Here is a 15539-nt window from a genome sequence, read left to right as displayed (position 1 = left end):
GTACACACACCTTTCTCGTACGTCTGAAATCAGGAGGACATCTCATGGGCGGCTTGCTCGAGGGTAAGACCATTCTTGTCACCGGCATCATCACCGATTCGTCGATCGCGTTCCACGTGGCCAAGGTCGCGCAGGAGCAGGGCGCGAAGGTACTGATCACCGGATTCGATCGTCTGCGCCTCATCGACCGCATCGCCCAGCGCCTGCCGCAGCCCGTGCCGCCGGCAATCTCGCTCAACGTCCAGAGCTCGGAGGATCTCGCCTCTCTCGCCGAGCGTGTGCGCGAGCTGGCTCCCGAGGGTATCGACGGCGTCGTCCACTCGATCGGCTTCGCTCCCCGCTCCTGCCTGGGAAGCCCGTTCATGGACGCGCCGTGGGAAGACGTGGCGGTCGCACTCGAGGTGTCCGCCTACTCGTACAGCGCACTGGCCAAGGCCTTGCTGCCGGTGCTCAACGACAACGCGTCCATCGTCGGAATGGACTTCGATCCGGCACGCGCAATGCCCTTCTACAACTGGATGGGTGTCTCCAAGGCAACCCTCGAGGCCGTCAATCGGTACGTGGCCAAAGAGGTCGGCGTCCGCGGCATCCGCTCGAACCTGGTGTCCTCCGGCCCGATCAAGACCCTGGCCGCCAAGGCCATTGCCGGCGACAGCACCGGTCCGGGCGCGGAGTTGGACAAGCTGAACACCGCATGGGACGGTGCTGCGCCCATCGGCTGGGACGTCGACGATCGCGAGCCGGTCGCCAAAACGGTCTGCACCGTTCTCTCGGATTGGTTGCCCGGCACGACCGCGTCGATCATCTACGTCGACGGCGGCTTCCACGCGATGGTCGGCTAGTAGCACCCCTTCTACTACGCAGGTGAGTACCCGGGTGACTCCCGCCGAACGGCATCGCGCAAGATTGAACTCATGACCGTAAGTATGGACATGCAGTTCGATGCTCTTCTCGTTTTGTCGTTCGGCGGTCCCGAAAAACCCGAAGACGTACGGCCGTTCCTCGAAAACGTCACGCGCGGTAGGGGAGTGCCACCGGAGCGGCTCGACGCCGTCGTCGAGCACTACATGCATTTCGGTGGAGTTTCGCCCATCAACGCGCTCAACCGAGACCTGATCGAACGGGTCGAAGGTGAGCTGGCAGCAGCCGGCGTGGATTTGCCCGTGTACTTCGGCAACCGCAACTGGCACCCGATGGTCGAAGACACCGTTGCCAAGATGCGCGAGGACGGTGTCCGCAACGCCGCCGTGTTCGCCACGTCGGCGTGGGGTGGTTACTCCGGATGTCGGCAGTACCACGAGGACATCGCCCGTGCCCGTGAGGCGGTCGGTGACGGCGCACCGACGCTGACAAAACTTCGCCAGTACTACGACCATCCGCTGGTCGTCGGCGCGTTCGCCGACGGTGTGCGCGCGGCCCGCGCAGAGTTGCCCGAAGCGACTCGCGATGCTGCGCGCCTGGTGTTCACCGCGCATTCGGTACCGAGTGCCGCAGACCGCAATGCAGGGCCGCCGGCAGAGGGCGGAAACCTCTACAGTCGACAGGTCGCCGAGGCCGCGAAGTTGGTTGCCGAGGCCGTCGGCGTCGAGGATTTCGATCTGGTGTGGCAGTCGCGATCAGGCCCGCCGCAGGTTCCGTGGCTGGACCCCGACATCTGTGATCACCTGGATACGTTGTCCGCCAAGGATGTTCGCGCCGTGATCGTGTGCCCCGTCGGTTTCGTCTCCGATCACCTCGAAGTGGTGTGGGACCTGGACACCGAGGCCAAGGACAAGGCAGCCGAACTCGGGATGGATTTCGTTCGGGCAGCAACGCCCGGCCGCGATCAGCGTTTCGCGCAGCTGGTGCCCACGCTCGTTCGGGAACTGGCCGAGGCCGAGCAGCCACTGCGACTGGGGGTCGAGCCGCTGCTCGGCTCGACCACCAACGGTCTCTCGTGTGCGGTCAATTGCTGCGCGGCCGTTCAGCGTCCCCGCTGACCGTCCGACGCTCAGGTGTTCGGATGCTTGAGCTTTCCGCAGGGCCCGGGAACGGTGGACGTGCTGCGCGAGGTGAGGAGCGTCTCGACGATCTGTCGATCCTCGGGGCTCAGTGACGGGTCGATGTAGTTGAGTTCGGGCGCGCCCAGTTCGCGGACTCGCCCGGCGAGGGTCGCGACAAACGAGACGCGTTCTTCGTCGTCGTCGTTGACGTCGTGGATCTGCAGCACCGACACCGGAAACTTGCGCAGCGTCACAGGCAGGAAGCGGGCGCCGAGCACATGGTCGACGTTGAATCCCGCCCACTGCCCCTGGTTGGCCTCCACGCATTCGGCATCGGAGTGAATTGCGCTCTCGCCGATGTACTTACGTGCGGGCAGCATCTTCTTGGGGGCAAGTTCGGATGCGCCCTGCTGAAGGACGGGAAAGTCGCCGTCCGAGTACAACCAGGGCTGGTTGGCCATCTTGATCAACCGACCGGCGTCCAGATCCGGGAGATAGCGAGACTTGAGGAGAAACGCGACGCTGTCGACCGAGATGCCCAGCAGTTCTGCGGCCTTCTGTCGGCTCATCGCGAACGTCGGGGCATTCTTCGGGGCGATCTGGATCAAATTGACCATGCGAACTCCTGTAAGTGTTCAATTGTTGCGGGCTTGGTACAGCTGACATGACAATTCGCCGATTATCAACCTCTAGCTGATTTCCGACTTGTAGATGAGTCGGTTGTCACCATCCGAGTTCACGCAACCGGGGATCTCCGATCCCGAAGTGGTGGCCGATTTCGTGGATCACTGTTCGGCGAACTTGCTCGATCACCTCGTCTTCGGTGCTGCAGATCGCACAGATGGCCCTGCGGTAGATCGTGATGCGATCGGGAAGGACGCCGGCGTACGTGGTGGTTCTCTTGGTCAGTGGGATGCCCTGATACAGCCCGAGTAGCCCCGGTCGTCCACCTTCGAGTTGAACGGTCACTGCGACATTGGCCATCTCCGCACCCAATTTCGGTGGCAGGCTGTCGAGCGCCCGCTTGACCATGTCCTCGAACTGGCTGTCGTCCACGTCGATCATCTGCCCATTGTGCGTGCGGGGGCGGGATCCGGGTGTGTCCATGTGGAAACAGTGCAGCTTACGGCTATGTTCATTGCGTGGCCGAAGACCTCTATCACCGTTACGAATTCACATTCATCGTTCAGATGCTGACAGTCTCGCAAGAGCAGGCGATCGAAGAGAGCTTGGGCGGAAGGGTCGAGGACCGACGCGGGCTGCAGCTGCTGACGCTCACCTCGGAAGGTATGCGAGCGGCGACAACGGCTATCACCGTGGTGGACCAGTTGGTGGCTGCAGGCGTGCGTCCCCAGCGGACACATCCCGATCTGGTGTCACGTCAGGACATTGCCGACCGTGCGGGGGTGACGCGGCAAGCTGTCGGGCAGTGGGTGCGAGGGGTCCGGCAGGCGGCTACGCCTTTCCCGATTCCGTACAACTCGGTTGCCGGGGGGATCTGGTTCTGGGGCGACGTCCTGGATTGGTTGCGCCGTCAGGGGTACAGCCAGGACACCGGTTTGCGCTACCCGACGCTGGATGAACATATTCGCATCGACCGCCATATCGCGATCAATCACAAGACTGTGGGTTGATCGATCGAAAGGTTTGCTTGAAAATAGCTATTGAAACAAACCGACGGTAGGTATAAAGTCCCTAAATACCTCAATCAATCTATCGGTGCGTCGGTCCTGCTCTGGGGGGAGTCTGGTCTGCGCTGCAGATACCCGAGCATGCGAGCAGGAATTCATGGTTTCGACCCCCGAAGTACGACCGATGCCCAAATCGGCCGCGCTCACGACTTCTGTGGCTATTTCCAGCGATGGAGCAACGGCGAAGCTACGTGAAGGTGTATCGGGCAGGGGCCGTCTGCGAGCGGCGACGGCGGCGCTGTTCCGGCGCTCACGCCCACGTACGACCTTCGCGCCACCGTTGAGCGTGCTTCTTCTCGTCACCTCCGACAACGGTCTCTCGCAGCGGGCCGGTCTTGTTCTTCGCGAGGCGGGACACCAAGTCCGTACAGCCGTCGTCGCCGACGCGGACGCAGTGCTGGCCGCGACTTCTTCGGGAGATTTTGACCTCGTCATCTGCCCGTTTTTGAAAGCCTATGTCCCGGAATCTGTTTGGCAGCGGTGGACAACGATCATCATCCATCCCGGCCCGCCCGGAGATCGCGGGCCGTCGTCGCTGGACTGGGCGATAACGGATGGCGAACCGATCTGGGGTGTCACGGCATTGCAGGCCGCTGAGGAACTCGACGCCGGGCCGGTGTGGGCCTGGCGGACGTTCGAACTCCGGAACGGGGCAACCAAATCCTCGGTATACAACGAGGAAGTCACCGACGCGGCGATGGAGTGCATTACGGAGGTCGTCGAACATTTCCGTACTCCTGACTTCCAGGCGATCCCATCGGACCGAGTTGCGCGGCCCGTGGCTTCGACCCGATCGCGGCCGAGCATGAAACAGGCCGATCGCGTTTTCAGCTGGGAGGAAGACGCGTCGAGCATCGTCCGCGCCGTCAACGCCGCCGACGGGTTTCCCGGCGTCGCCGTTCAGTTGGGGCTCGACCGGGTCTACGTCTACGACGCTCACCTCGATACCCACGTCGATGCAGCGCCCGGCACCATCGTCGAGTACTTCCACCAGGCAATACGTGTTGCCACCGGTGCGGGCTCCGTATGGATCGGACACGCGCGGCTTGTCGGCACCGGCAATGTCAAACTTCCGTCGACCGCGGTCGTACGTCCGGACGTGTTCGTTCCACAGGTCTGGGAGAGTCGTTACCCCGAGACCGACTATCACCGCGACGGCGAAATCGGATATCTCTCGGTCCGCTTCTACAACGGTGCGATGAGTACGAAGCAATGCGCGCGACTGGCCTCCAGGCTCCGCTGGGCGATCGCGCAGGACACCAAGATCCTTGTCCTGACGGGTGACTACGACAGATTCAGCAACGGTATCCACCTCAACGTCATCGAGGCCGCGTCGGATCAAGCCGGAGAAGCGTGGGCCAACATCAAAGCCATCAACGAGATCGCGAAAGCGATCGTCACCTGTACGGAACAGGTTGTGGTGGCGGCATTCACAGGCAACGCCGGTGCCGGCGGGGTCATGCTCCCGCTTGGAGCCGACGTAGTCGTGGCCAGGGACGGTGTGGTTCTCAATCCTCATTACGCCACGATGGGCCTGTTCGGCTCGGAACTGCACACGTACACACTTCCGGCTCGGGTCGGCGAGCAGCAGGCCCGCAGTCTGCTGGCCGAGTGCAGTGCGATAGGCATCCGTCGAGCCTTGGACATCGGACTTGTCGACGCGATCGGCCCCAGGCGGCCGGATCTGTTCGAGGCGTGGTTGCGCGAGGTCGCCACCGACTTGCTCGAAGGAGATCGGCTGGAATCGATGCTGGAGCGCAAACGTCTTCGACTGGAACGTGATCCGGTGGAGCCCTACGAGGAGCGTGAGCTCGAAGAGATGAAGATCGACATGTTCGGTGACCGCAACGGGTTTGCCGAGAAACGCCGGAACTTCGTGCTCAAGCTCTGATCGACACGCTGTTCGCCGACGCGACACGGGCAGTGCGAACAACGTCCCACAGTCGTCGCAGCAGGTCGTCACGCCTCTGCGCAGTGGACACGCTCGGGGCCTGGTTGGTCGATACCGACGCAGCCACGGTGAGAATGGCTGCCACGTTGTCGGCTGTGTCGATCACCTGTAGATGGCGAGGTGACAGTGTCGACGGCCAGCGGTGTCCGGCCTGTGCCTGCAGGGCTTCGGCGACCAGCGTACGAGCGTCGTTTCCAGGCATTCCGGTGGCTACGGCCGGAAGCCCGCCGAGCACCTCGGCTGCGTCCCGAACAGCTTGGCGCAGTTCGTATTCGGCTTCGCGGAGTCCGATCGATTCGGCGCTGCCCGCCACAGTGGGAATGGAGAAGACCGTCCATCGCAGGACGTCCGGGCCTTCCTTCGACGGCACGAGTCCGACTCCGGGCTTGCCGACGGCGCCGATCTGTATCCCTTCACCCGTTGCGATCGCAGCGCGCGCGAACTCGGTCCCGGTGGGCAGACCACGTACATCACCGGCCGTGGGAAGGACCAGGCGGACCTCGGCAGCCTCCGAGCGCGCGATTCTGAGCAGGGTGGGCACACCGGAAGCCGTGACTCCCGGCCACTCGAGATCGTGGCGGACCGCGGTTTCCGCATCGGCGGCGCCGATCAGGTGCATCGGTGCCCACGCGGCAAGGGCGTCGATGACGTCGTCCGGCGCAGCGTCGCCGGCGAGCCATGACGCTGCCCACACGGTGAGGGTTGCGCTGGGAGAACTCATGACCGTGAAGTTTAGTTCGGCGTGGCGACATGCGCGGCCCCGGCGTTGTGACCTAGCGTGATCCGGCGTGAGCGGTGGCAACGGATACGGTGACATTTTTGCGGGTCATACCCGCAAACAGAAGCGCGTGACGCCTGAAGTCGCGGCCGAGCGTGATCTTGTCGTCGAGGATGCGGCGACGGGATTCTGCGGTGCGGTAGTCGGTTTCGAGCGCACGTACGACGGCGATTTCGTGCGGCTCGAGGACGGTCGTTCCCGAACGCGGTTGTTCGCGATGCGCGAGGCGGCCTTCCTCATCGACGGCGCACCGGTCACCCTCGTACGCCCGGCCCCCAAGCCCGTGTCCACCAAACCCGCACGGTCGGCTTCGGGTTCGACGCGAGTCGAAGGCTTACGCGCCCGCACGGCACTGCCCAGCCGGATCTGGGTGGAGGGAGTACACGATGCTGCCCTCGTCGAGCGGGTGTGGGGTCACGATCTTCGCGTCGAAGGTGTTGTCGTCGAACATCTCGAAGGACTCGACAATCTGGGGGAGCGGCTTGCCGAATTCGGGCCTGGTCCCGGCCGCCGCGTCGGGGTCCTGGTCGACCACCTGGTCACCGGTTCCAAGGAAACCCAACTGACTCAGGGCCTCGGCCCGGACGTGTTGGTGACCGGGCACCCGTACATCGACGTGTGGGAGGCCGTTCGTCCCAAATCTGTCGGAATCGCCTCCTGGCCGAAGATTCCACGCGGCGAGGATTGGAAGACGGGAATCTGCCGCGAACTGGGCTGGGGGACACCTCAGGAGGGCTGGCGGCGGGTCTACAACTCGGTCGAGAGCTTCCGCGATCTGGAAGCTCCTTTGATCGGTGCAGTCGAACAACTTGTCGATTTCGTTACCGAGCCGAACTGACGTAGCGGCGGCCTGGGTCACACATTCTGGTTAGATGGTGTTGTGGCTGCACTTATTTGGCTGATCGGAGCACTGGTGCTCGCCGGGGCCGAAGCGCTGGTGGGGGATTTCTTCCTGCTGATGCTCGCCGGTGGGGCGCTCGCTACTGCCGGTGTCAGTGCTGTCACCGACTTCCCGGTGTGGGTCGACGCCGTCATGTTCGGAGTGTTCTCCGCCGCCCTCGTCCTGGGCGTGCGACCGATCATGTTGCGTCGCTTCGGTAGTCCGCCGCCGACCCCGACCGGAATACAGGCACTCGAAGGTAAGCACGCTCTGGTTCTGGAAGAAGTGGGCGAGCATTCCGGGCAGGTCAAGTTGGACGGCGAGGTGTGGACTGCCAGGCCGTACGACACCACCGAGGTGTACCCGCCGGGTACCAAGGTGACGGTGATGGAAATCAACGGCGCAACAGCAGTCGTCTGGAGGGGACCTTAATGGCAGCACTCATAGTGCTCGGTGTGTTGGTGCTATTCGTGATCTTGGTGGTCGCGAAGTCGGTAGCACTGGTACCGCAGGCAGAAGCCGCGGTGATCGAGCGGCTCGGTAGGTATTCGAAGACGGTGTCCGGGCAGCTCACGTTCTTGATCCCGTTCGCCGATCGTGTGCGCGCCAAGGTGGATCTTCGTGAGCGGGTGGTCTCCTTCCCACCGCAGCCGGTGATCACCCAGGACAACCTGACACTGTCCATCGACACGGTGGTGTACTTCCAGGTCACCAATCCGCAAGCTGCGGTGTACGAGATCAGCAACTACATCGCTGCCGTCGAGCAGTTGGCAACCACCACGCTGCGAAACGTCGTCGGCGGAATGACCCTCGAAGAGACGCTTACCTCGCGTGATTCCATCAACGGTCAGCTTCGTGGTGTCCTCGACGAGGCGACTGGTCGCTGGGGCCTGCGAGTGGCCCGCGTCGAGCTCAAGAGCATCGATCCGCCGCCCTCGATCCAGGAGTCGATGGAAAAGCAGATGAAGGCGGACCGCGAGAAGCGCGCGATGATTCTGACGGCTGAAGGTCACCGCGAATCCGCTATCAAGACCGCCGAGGGTGCCAAGCAGAGCCAGATTCTTTCTGCCGAGGGAAACAAGCAGGCCTCGATCCTGAACGCCGAGGGTGAGCGTCAGTCCCAGATCCTTCGCGCTCAAGGTGACCGCGCGGCCAAGTACTTGCAGGCTCAAGGCGAGGCCAAGGCCATCGAGAAGGTTTTCGCTGCAATCAAGTCCGGTAAGCCGACTCCGGAATTGCTTGCATACCAGTATCTTCAGACGTTGCCGCAGATGGCGCAAGGCGATGCGAACAAGGTGTGGCTCGTACCCAGCGACTTCGGTGACGCGCTGAAGGGATTTGCCAAAACGCTTGGCGCGCAAGGGCAGGATGGCGTTTTCCGGTACGAGCCGCCGGCCGCCGAAGAGAATCTTCCCAATCCTGAGGACGATTCAGCCGAGGTGGCGGAGTGGTTCGAGACCAAATCCGATCCGGCTATCGCGGAAGCAGTGCGCGCTGCTGAAGTTGCTGCACGCACACCGGTCGAAGACCCGGCAGCTGCGGTCAGGCACCGCCGTGAGAGTGCGCCCGAGCAGCCTGGATTCGTAGATCCCGCGTTGCCACAGCAGGGCGAAAATCCTTGGCCGGGTCAGTTGCCGCTGCCGCCCGAGCGTGAAGATTTCCAGCAGAAGTACCCGTACCAGGGGCAGCCGCCCGAGGGTGGCCAGCGCCAGTAGACGCCTCTCGTAGCGAACGTTGATCGGGACGGGCACTCATCACCTACGTGATGAGTGCCCGTCCCGTTCCGCATACGGCGATCGCCCAGAGGACACTGACGAAGGTTCCCATGATGAACTGCTCGGACGCATGAGGTTCGCGAAGTTCCGGGTACCGCGCGAGCCCCTTGACTGCCAAGACGATCGCGATGCCTTCCGGCCAGGTTGCGAGAATCGATGCCGCCACCGCGAGCCGTTCGAGGATGCCGATCACACGTCCGCCGCGAAGAGGTCCGGCGTCCGGTGCCGGGCTCCCGTCCGGTTGGCGACGAGCGATCTTGAAGGTGGCAAGTACCAACGGTGCACCGGCCGTGGCGGCGGCAAGTACGCACAGGACAAGCGTCGCCCCGAGAGCGAAACCGGTGACCGGGGTCGTTCGGGTCGATGCCAGTGCGGCAACACCCAGCGCCGGAAGAGCCACCACGGACGACGCCCATTCGGGGACTTCGAGTCGACCACGACTGAGCGGTCCCAGTGCCGCTGCAACTGCTGGTGCCGCGGCGGCGACGGCGAGCGCGATCAACGCCAGAACGACCATGTATTCGAGCCCCCTGCTGTGTCGACGAGTTTGTACCGGTGCGAGCGTGAGCAGTCTAGGGCTGGAGTCTGACCAAAAGTCGTTCTGCGAGTCTGCGCCCGGCGAGTTCTGCGTGCCACCCGGCTGTCAGGAGTCGCTTGGACATGGCCTGTTTGGTGATTCCGAGGTGGGCCGCTGCGCTGACCTGAGTGAGTCCGCTGTCCATCAGGGCGATGGCTTCGCGTCCGTCCTTCGTCTGTCTCGTGACGATCGTTCCGAGCAAGGTGAACGTGGCATCGACATCTGCGGCGAGTTCGTCGCGTGAGCTATCCGCCGGCGCCTGTTCGACGGCAATTCTGGCCGGAGCTCGCTTGGCTCGCTCGACGGCGATCCGAGCAGCTTCGAATGCCGGTCCGCGTCCGGCCCGGGTCTGCCGTGGGAGAGGCTGCTCGACGGGACCGATCCCGATCCCGACACTCCAGTGCTCGCGCCGAATCAGCTCGAGTGCGACGAGGACGAGTAGCGCCGGATCGTCGGTCACCGCTTGAATCTCGTCGCCCGCTGTGCGCTCGAACGGCCGCAGGAGCCTGCGATCGGCCATGTCGTCGATGATGTCCCCGACGCGGTCGACATCGCGTCGGCTACCTCGCTGATCCACTGTCAGTACGAACATTAGTCAATGCTAGATAGTTGACTTTCAATAGTCAATCGTTTTGGGTTGACTCAATCAAATCAACCTCTTGAGGTTGACCGTTGTCAACGATGGTTTCGCCCGGTGAAGGCTGACGGCGAGCGTCGAACACCAGACCGGCGATGCCGATCGCAATGCAGATCCCGGACAGAATCAGGAGACGAGGATCGGCTTCGCCGGAGAGCGCATCGCCCAGAACGACAATCCCAACAGTGCCGGGCAAGATGCCGACGACGGTGGCAAGGATGTAGGGCACGATCCGGATCGACGAAATGCCGCAGCAGTAGTTCACCACCGAGAAGGGGACAAACGCGATCAAGCGCAGAGAGCCGACGGCCAGCCACCCCCGCTTTTCGATCCGCTCGTCCACCCGCCGGATCGTCGGACTCGAAATCCGTTGCCACACGACGTCGCGGCCGATGGCGCGGACCAGGTAGAGGGCCAGAACGGCGCTCACAGTCGTTGCCGCCACGGTAAGAGCGATGCCGGTCACCGAGCCGAAAAGGACCCCCGCGCTGAGCGTGAAGACGGTGCGCGGGAACGGCGCGACGGTGACTATCGAATGAACCAGGAAGAACACGAGGGGAAACGCCGGGCCAACCGAGTCCGCCCACTCTCGCACCTGGGACACCGTGGGATGTGGGGCGAGGAGGGCTGCGAGGAACAAAGCGAGCACTACCAGGACTATTGCGATCAATCTTCGGTCCAGCAGGCGTCCCATCACAGGTCACAAGGCTACCTGCGAACGGTGAACCGGGCCGACTGCCGACCCGCAATCGTGAGTCGAACATCGCCACGGGGGCGGGAAAGCGACGTGCTCCAGGCGACAATGAAACGGCGCTGTGACGAAAACCACTAGGCTTTCGGAGTGGCCTTCACCTGCAGTCCCGACCAGTGAAACGAACTCGCGGGTAACCCGTAAACATGCTGAACAATCGCTAGGTAAGGGCCGGTTACACGTGCACGAACGACCGAATCCGCACGTCGCCCGGCCGGTCGGAAAGTGGCCACGAACAGACCTGTGAAGAACATGACGTGATCCTCACGATATCTGGGCTCAACCGCGGGTTAGCATCACAGAACTAACGAACAAATCCGATTATCGGTAAAGCGCTCACGCAAAAAATGAGAGGGAGCGGACACAGTGTCATTAGCTTCAGAAGCCGAGGCTGTCGAGCAGGCGTACGCGGAGTGGCAGCGCTCCGTAGCCGGTGTGCTCGCCAAGTCCCGCAGAGTCGATGCGGCAGAACTGGGCCCCGAGCCACAGAAACTGCTCGAAACCGTCACCTACGACGGTGTCACTGTCGCACCGCTCTACAGCCCACGCGACGAGCGTCCCGAGCAGAGCTTGCCGGGCACGTTTCCGTACGTGCGTGGCGTCGACGCTCACCGTGATGTCAATGCCGGTTGGTTGGTTTCCGCTGCTTTCGGAACCGCTTCGGCGGCCGAGACCAATCGCGCCATCCTGGACGCCCTCGAAAACGGAGTCAGCGCACTCTGGTTGAAGGTGGGCGCCGACGGCGTTCCGGTCACCGACCTCGCCGCTGCGCTCGAGGGCGTGCTTCTCGACCTCGCACCGCTCACGCTCGATGCAGGCGCAGCGACAAACGATGCAGCCCGAGCACTCTTCTCTCTCCTCGATGCTCGCGGCGAAGCCGGCGACGGTGTCAGCGATCGCAGCAGTATCCGAGTTCACCTCGGTGCAGCGCCGCTGACCAGTTCGTTCTCCGGCGCAGCCGACGTCGAACTTGCAGGCGCAGTCGAGTTGGCCGCCCTCGCCGCAGCTCGTGCGGAAACCGTGCACGCGATCACCGTGGACGGCACGGCCTTTCACAACGCGGGTGCCGGGGATGCCGAAGAACTCGGAGCCGCAATCGCCGCCGGCCTCGAGTACCTCCGTGCACTCACCGCCCAGAGCGGCCTGACCATCGGTGCTGCGTTGTCGCAGTTGGCTTTCCGCTACGCGGCAACCGACGATCAGTTCCAGACCATCGCGAAGTTCCGCGCCGCACGTCTCGTATGGGCACGCATCGCCCAGGTCTGCGGAGCTTCCGATTTCGGTGGAGCGCCGCAGCACGCAGTCACCTCCGCCGCGATGATGGCTCAGCGTGATCCCTGGGTGAACATGCTGCGCACGACCCTCGCCGCATTCGGCGCCGGCGTCGGCGGAGCAGACGCGGTGACTGTTCTTCCGTTCGACGTCGCCCTGGCCGACGGCACCCTCGGTGTCAGCAAGTCCTTCTCCTCGCGCATCGCGCGCAACACACAGCTGCTCCTGCTCGAGGAGTCGCACCTGGGCCGTGTCCTCGATCCGTCGGCCGGGTCTTGGTACGTCGAGGACCTGACACAGCAGATCGCCGCCACCGCGTGGGAGTTCTTCCAGGAAATCGAAGCAGCCGGAGGGTATCTGGCGGCACTCGAAGCGGGAATCGTCTCCGGTCGCATCGCTGCCACGAAGGCCAAGCGCGACTCCGACATCGCACACCGCAAGACCACGGTCACCGGTGTCAACGAGTTCCCGAACCTCGGCGAAACGCCGCTGTCCGCCGAAGCCGTCGAGCCCGGCCAGTCCGTCGCCCGCTACGCAGCTGCATTCGAAGCGCTTCGTGACCGTTCGGACGCGTTCCTCGCCGCCGGCGGCGCCCGTCCCACTGCGCTTCTCGCGCCGCTGGGCTCGGTTGCAGAACACAACGTGCGCACCACGTTTGCGTCCAACCTGCTCGCTTCGGGTGGTATCGATGCAGTCAACCCCGGCCCGCTCGAGGTGGGCGCCGAGGCCATCTCCGCTGCAGTCAAGGCTTCCGGTGCCACCGTCGCCGTGCTGTGCGGCACGGACAAGCGCTACGGCGAGAGCGCCGCAGCGGCCGTCGCCGAACTTCGCGCCGCCGGCATCACCAAGGTGCTGCTCGCAGGACCGGAAAAGGCAGTCGCCGACGCGACCGGCGATTCTCGCCCGGACGGATTCCTCACCGCCCGCATCGACGCAGTGTCGGCTCTGACCGAACTGCTCGACTTCATCGAGACGGGAAGCTCCAAGTGACGACACGAGAGGTCAAGCACGTGATCGGCAGTTTCGCCGAGGTCCCACTCGAGGACCCGCAGTCTCCGGCACCCACACCGCCGTCGGTCGAGCAGGCCCAGGCGCTCATCGAAGAGGGCGCCAACGCCAACAACTACGCCGCCGAGCAGGTTGTCTGGTCCACCCCCGAAGGCATCGACGTCAAGCCGGTGTACACCGGTGCGGACCGCACGGCCGCCGCCGAGTCGGGTTACCCGCTCGACAGCTTCCCGGGCGCAGCGCCGTTCCTGCGTGGTCCGTACCCGACCATGTACGTGAACCAGCCGTGGACCATTCGCCAGTACGCCGGATTCTCCACTGCCGCGGAGTCGAATGCGTTCTACCGTCGTAACCTCGCGGCCGGTCAGAAGGGCCTCTCGGTCGCCTTCGACCTCGCCACACACCGCGGCTACGACTCCGATCATCCTCGCGTTGCCGGTGACGTCGGAATGGCCGGTGTCGCAATCGATTCCATCCTCGACATGCGTCAGCTCTTCGACGGAATCGACCTCTCGCAGGTGTCGGTCTCGATGACGATGAACGGCGCCGTGCTGCCGATTCTCGCGCTGTACGTCGCTGCGGCAGGCGAGCAAGGTGTCACTCCGGACAAGCTGGCCGGAACGATCCAGAACGACATCCTCAAAGAGTTCATGGTTCGTAACACCTACATCTATCCGCCGAAGCCCTCGATGCGGATCATCTCGGACATCTTCGCGTACTCCAGCGCGGAAATGCCGAAGTACAACTCCATCTCGATCTCGGGCTACCACATCCAGGAAGCCGGAGCGACGGCCGATCTGGAACTGGCGTACACCCTCGCCGACGGCGTCGAGTACATCCGCGCCGGCCTCGACGCCGGTATGGACATCGACAAGTTCGCACCTCGCCTGTCCTTCTTCTGGGCCATCGGCATGAACTTCTTCATGGAGGTCGCCAAGCTCCGCGCCGGACGCCTCCTGTGGGCCGAGCTTGTCGCCAAGTTCGACCCCAAGAGCGCGAAGTCTCTCTCGCTGCGTACCCACTCGCAGACCTCCGGCTGGTCCCTGACCGCGCAGGACGTCTTCAACAACGTTCCGCGTACCTGCGTCGAAGCCATGGCTGCCACCCAGGGCCACACTCAGTCCTTGCACACCAACGCACTCGACGAAGCGATCGCATTGCCGACGGACTTCTCCGCCCGCATCGCCCGTAACACCCAGTTGCTGCTGCAGCAGGAATCCGGCACCGTGCGTCCCATCGACCCGTGGGGTGGCTCGTACTACGTCGAGTGGCTCACCAACGAACTCGCCAACCGGGCTCGTAAGCACATCGAAGAGGTCGAGGAAGCCGGCGGAATGGCTCAGGCCATCAACGAAGGCATCCCGAAGCTGCGCATCGAGGAAGCTGCCGCCCGCACCCAGGCACGCATCGACTCCGGTCGGCAGCCGCTCGTCGGCGTCAACAAGTACGTTCCCGACGAGGTCGACACCATCGAAGTTCTCAAGGTCGAGAACTCCAAGGTCCGCAAGGAACAGCTCGAGAAGTTGGTTCGCCTTCGCGCGGAACGTGATCCGGAAGCCGTCGAGGCCGCACTGGCGAACCTCACTCGCGCTGCCGCATCCACCGAAGGCGGCATGGAGAACAACCTCCTCGCCCTCGCTGTCGTCGCCGCCCGCGCGATGGCTACCGTCGGCGAAATCTCCGACGCCCTCGAAAAGGTGTACGGACGCCACCAGGCCGAGATCCGCACCATCAGTGGTGTGTACCGCGACGAGGCAGGAACGGTGAGCAACATCAGCAAGGCGATGGAACTGGTCGAGAAGTTCGCCGAGGACGAGGGACGTCGTCCCCGCATCCTCGTCGCGAAGATGGGCCAGGACGGTCACGACCGTGGCCAGAAGGTCATCTCCACCGCCTTCGCGGACATCGGATTCGACGTCGACGTCGGACCGCTGTTCCAGACCCCCGAAGAGGTCGCCAATCAGGCGGCCGACAACGACGTCCACGTAGTCGGTGTGTCGTCGTTGGCAGCCGGTCACCTCACCTTGGTGCCGGCGCTGCGGGAGGCTTTGGCTGCGGCCGGTCGTCCCGACATCATGATCGTCGTCGGCGGCGTCATTCCGCCCGGTGACTTCGACGAACTCTACGAGGCCGGCGCTGCTGCCATCTTCCCGCCCGGCACCGTCATCGCTGACGCTGCCAGCGGATTGTTGGAGAAGCTCTCCGCCCAACTGGGTCACGACAACAGCTGAGAAGGG

15 protein-coding genes are annotated in these 15539 nt (G+C 63.6%); 9 read left to right on the top strand and 6 right to left on the bottom strand.

Annotated features, from left to right (window positions below; translation table 11 throughout):
- Positions 1-44: 44 nt before the first annotated feature.
- Together inhA and QM609_RS17360 are read left to right on the top strand one after the other, a co-directional pair.
- Entirely contained in the window at positions 45-842 is a 798-nt protein-coding gene (inhA, locus tag QM609_RS17365) for an NADH-dependent enoyl-ACP reductase InhA (RefSeq protein ID WP_003944803.1), read from the top strand.
- A gap of 84 nt (positions 843-926) precedes the next feature.
- Entirely contained in the window at positions 927-1979 is a 1053-nt protein-coding gene (locus QM609_RS17360; RefSeq protein WP_050656502.1) for a ferrochelatase, read from the top strand.
- A gap of 11 nt (positions 1980-1990) precedes the next feature.
- On the opposite strand, the gene QM609_RS17355 is transcribed toward QM609_RS17360, so the two are convergent.
- Both QM609_RS17355 and QM609_RS17350 read right to left on the bottom strand, forming a co-directional pair.
- Positions 1991-2599: a transcriptional regulator gene (locus tag QM609_RS17355; RefSeq protein WP_007727873.1), complete on the bottom strand. Its 609-nt coding sequence runs from the start codon at positions 2597-2599 to the stop codon at positions 1991-1993.
- Positions 2600-2705: 106 nt separating this feature from the next.
- Positions 2706-3047, bottom strand: coding sequence for a metallopeptidase family protein (locus QM609_RS17350; protein ID WP_003944783.1), 342 nt, complete (start codon positions 3045-3047; stop codon positions 2706-2708).
- Between the two features lie 77 nt (positions 3048-3124).
- Here QM609_RS17350 and QM609_RS17345 point away from each other — a divergent pair, with 77 nt between their 5' ends.
- Together QM609_RS17345 and QM609_RS17340 are read left to right on the top strand one after the other, a co-directional pair.
- Complete coding sequence (locus QM609_RS17345) at positions 3125-3616, top strand: hypothetical protein (RefSeq protein ID WP_003944993.1); 492 nt, start codon at positions 3125-3127, stop codon at positions 3614-3616.
- A gap of 154 nt (positions 3617-3770) precedes the next feature.
- Positions 3771-5564, top strand: a complete 1794-nt coding sequence (locus QM609_RS17340; protein WP_076948447.1) for an enoyl-CoA hydratase-related protein — start codon at positions 3771-3773, stop codon at positions 5562-5564.
- On the opposite strand, the gene QM609_RS17335 is transcribed toward QM609_RS17340, so the two are convergent.
- Entirely contained in the window at positions 5554-6345 is a 792-nt protein-coding gene (locus tag QM609_RS17335) for an Rv1486c family protein (protein WP_007727857.1), read from the bottom strand. The two genes, QM609_RS17340 and QM609_RS17335, sit on opposite strands and share 11 nt — an antisense overlap.
- Positions 6346-6412: 67 nt before the next feature.
- Between QM609_RS17335 and QM609_RS17330 the strand changes: the two genes are divergently transcribed.
- The 3 genes from QM609_RS17330 to QM609_RS17320 are packed head-to-tail and all read left to right on the top strand — an operon-like array spanning position 6413 to position 8997.
- The gene (locus QM609_RS17330) at positions 6413-7240 is read left to right on the top strand and encodes a DUF3097 domain-containing protein (protein WP_042919794.1); all 828 of its coding nucleotides are present in this window, start codon (positions 6413-6415) and stop codon (positions 7238-7240) included.
- 42 nt (positions 7241-7282) lie between these two features.
- Positions 7283-7714 carry an NfeD family protein gene (locus QM609_RS17325; RefSeq protein WP_003944877.1) on the top strand — a complete coding sequence of 144 codons (432 nt, stop codon included), beginning with the start codon at positions 7283-7285 and terminating at the stop codon, positions 7712-7714.
- On the top strand, positions 7714-8997 hold the full coding sequence (locus QM609_RS17320) for an SPFH domain-containing protein (RefSeq protein ID WP_030536387.1): 1284 nt from the start codon (positions 7714-7716) through the stop codon (positions 8995-8997). The genes QM609_RS17325 and QM609_RS17320 overlap by 1 nt, the downstream gene beginning before the upstream one ends.
- A 43-nt stretch (positions 8998-9040) precedes the next feature.
- Here QM609_RS17320 and QM609_RS17315 read toward each other — a convergent pair whose 3' ends face one another.
- The 3 genes from QM609_RS17315 to QM609_RS17305 are packed head-to-tail and all read right to left on the bottom strand — an operon-like array spanning position 9041 to position 10965.
- Positions 9041-9574, bottom strand: coding sequence for a hypothetical protein (locus QM609_RS17315; RefSeq protein ID WP_003944797.1), 534 nt, complete (start codon positions 9572-9574; stop codon positions 9041-9043).
- Between the two features lie 55 nt (positions 9575-9629).
- Entirely contained in the window at positions 9630-10226 is a 597-nt protein-coding gene (locus tag QM609_RS17310) for a hypothetical protein (RefSeq protein WP_050656503.1), read from the bottom strand.
- Positions 10227-10257: 31 nt separating this feature from the next.
- Positions 10258-10965 (bottom strand): TVP38/TMEM64 family protein, encoded by a 708-nt coding sequence (locus QM609_RS17305; protein ID WP_007727829.1) that lies wholly within the window; start codon positions 10963-10965, stop codon positions 10258-10260.
- 423 nt (positions 10966-11388) lie between these two features.
- On the opposite strand from QM609_RS17305, the gene mutA reads away from it, so the two are divergent.
- Together mutA and scpA are read left to right on the top strand one after the other, a co-directional pair.
- Positions 11389-13284 carry a methylmalonyl-CoA mutase small subunit gene (mutA, locus tag QM609_RS17300; protein ID WP_050656504.1) on the top strand — a complete coding sequence of 632 codons (1896 nt, stop codon included), beginning with the start codon at positions 11389-11391 and terminating at the stop codon, positions 13282-13284.
- Entirely contained in the window at positions 13281-15533 is a 2253-nt protein-coding gene (gene scpA / locus QM609_RS17295) for a methylmalonyl-CoA mutase (RefSeq protein ID WP_003944912.1), read from the top strand. Before mutA ends, scpA begins: the two co-directional genes overlap by 4 nt.
- The last annotated feature ends 6 nt before the right edge of the window (positions 15534-15539 follow it).

It is taken from the genome of Rhodococcus sp. IEGM 1302 (genome assembly GCF_030056935.1).
Lineage (GTDB): Bacteria > Actinomycetota > Actinomycetes > Mycobacteriales > Mycobacteriaceae > Rhodococcus_F > Rhodococcus_F qingshengii.
This window is presented reverse-complemented; position numbering and strand designations above follow the sequence as displayed.

Excerpts from the sequence above, each read along its gene's own strand:
- inhA (WP_003944803.1), top strand. The coding sequence starts at position 45 with ATGGGCGGCTTGCTCGAGGGTAAGACCATTCTTGTCACCGGCATCATC.
- QM609_RS17360 (WP_050656502.1), top strand. The coding sequence starts at position 927 with ATGGACATGCAGTTCGATGCTCTTCTCGTTTTGTCGTTCGGCGGTCCC.
- QM609_RS17355 (WP_007727873.1), bottom strand. The coding sequence starts at position 2,599 with ATGGTCAATTTGATCCAGATCGCCCCGAAGAATGCCCCGACGTTCGCG.
- QM609_RS17350 (WP_003944783.1), bottom strand. The coding sequence starts at position 3,047 with ATGATCGACGTGGACGACAGCCAGTTCGAGGACATGGTCAAGCGGGCG.
- QM609_RS17340 (WP_076948447.1), top strand. The coding sequence starts at position 3,771 with ATGGTTTCGACCCCCGAAGTACGACCGATGCCCAAATCGGCCGCGCTC.
- QM609_RS17335 (WP_007727857.1), bottom strand. The coding sequence starts at position 6,345 with ATGAGTTCTCCCAGCGCAACCCTCACCGTGTGGGCAGCGTCATGGCTC.
- QM609_RS17320 (WP_030536387.1), top strand. The coding sequence starts at position 7,714 with ATGGCAGCACTCATAGTGCTCGGTGTGTTGGTGCTATTCGTGATCTTG.
- QM609_RS17315 (WP_003944797.1), bottom strand. The coding sequence starts at position 9,574 with ATGGTCGTTCTGGCGTTGATCGCGCTCGCCGTCGCCGCCGCGGCACCA.
- QM609_RS17310 (WP_050656503.1), bottom strand. The coding sequence starts at position 10,226 with ATGTTCGTACTGACAGTGGATCAGCGAGGTAGCCGACGCGATGTCGAC.
- QM609_RS17305 (WP_007727829.1), bottom strand. The coding sequence starts at position 10,965 with ATGGGACGCCTGCTGGACCGAAGATTGATCGCAATAGTCCTGGTAGTG.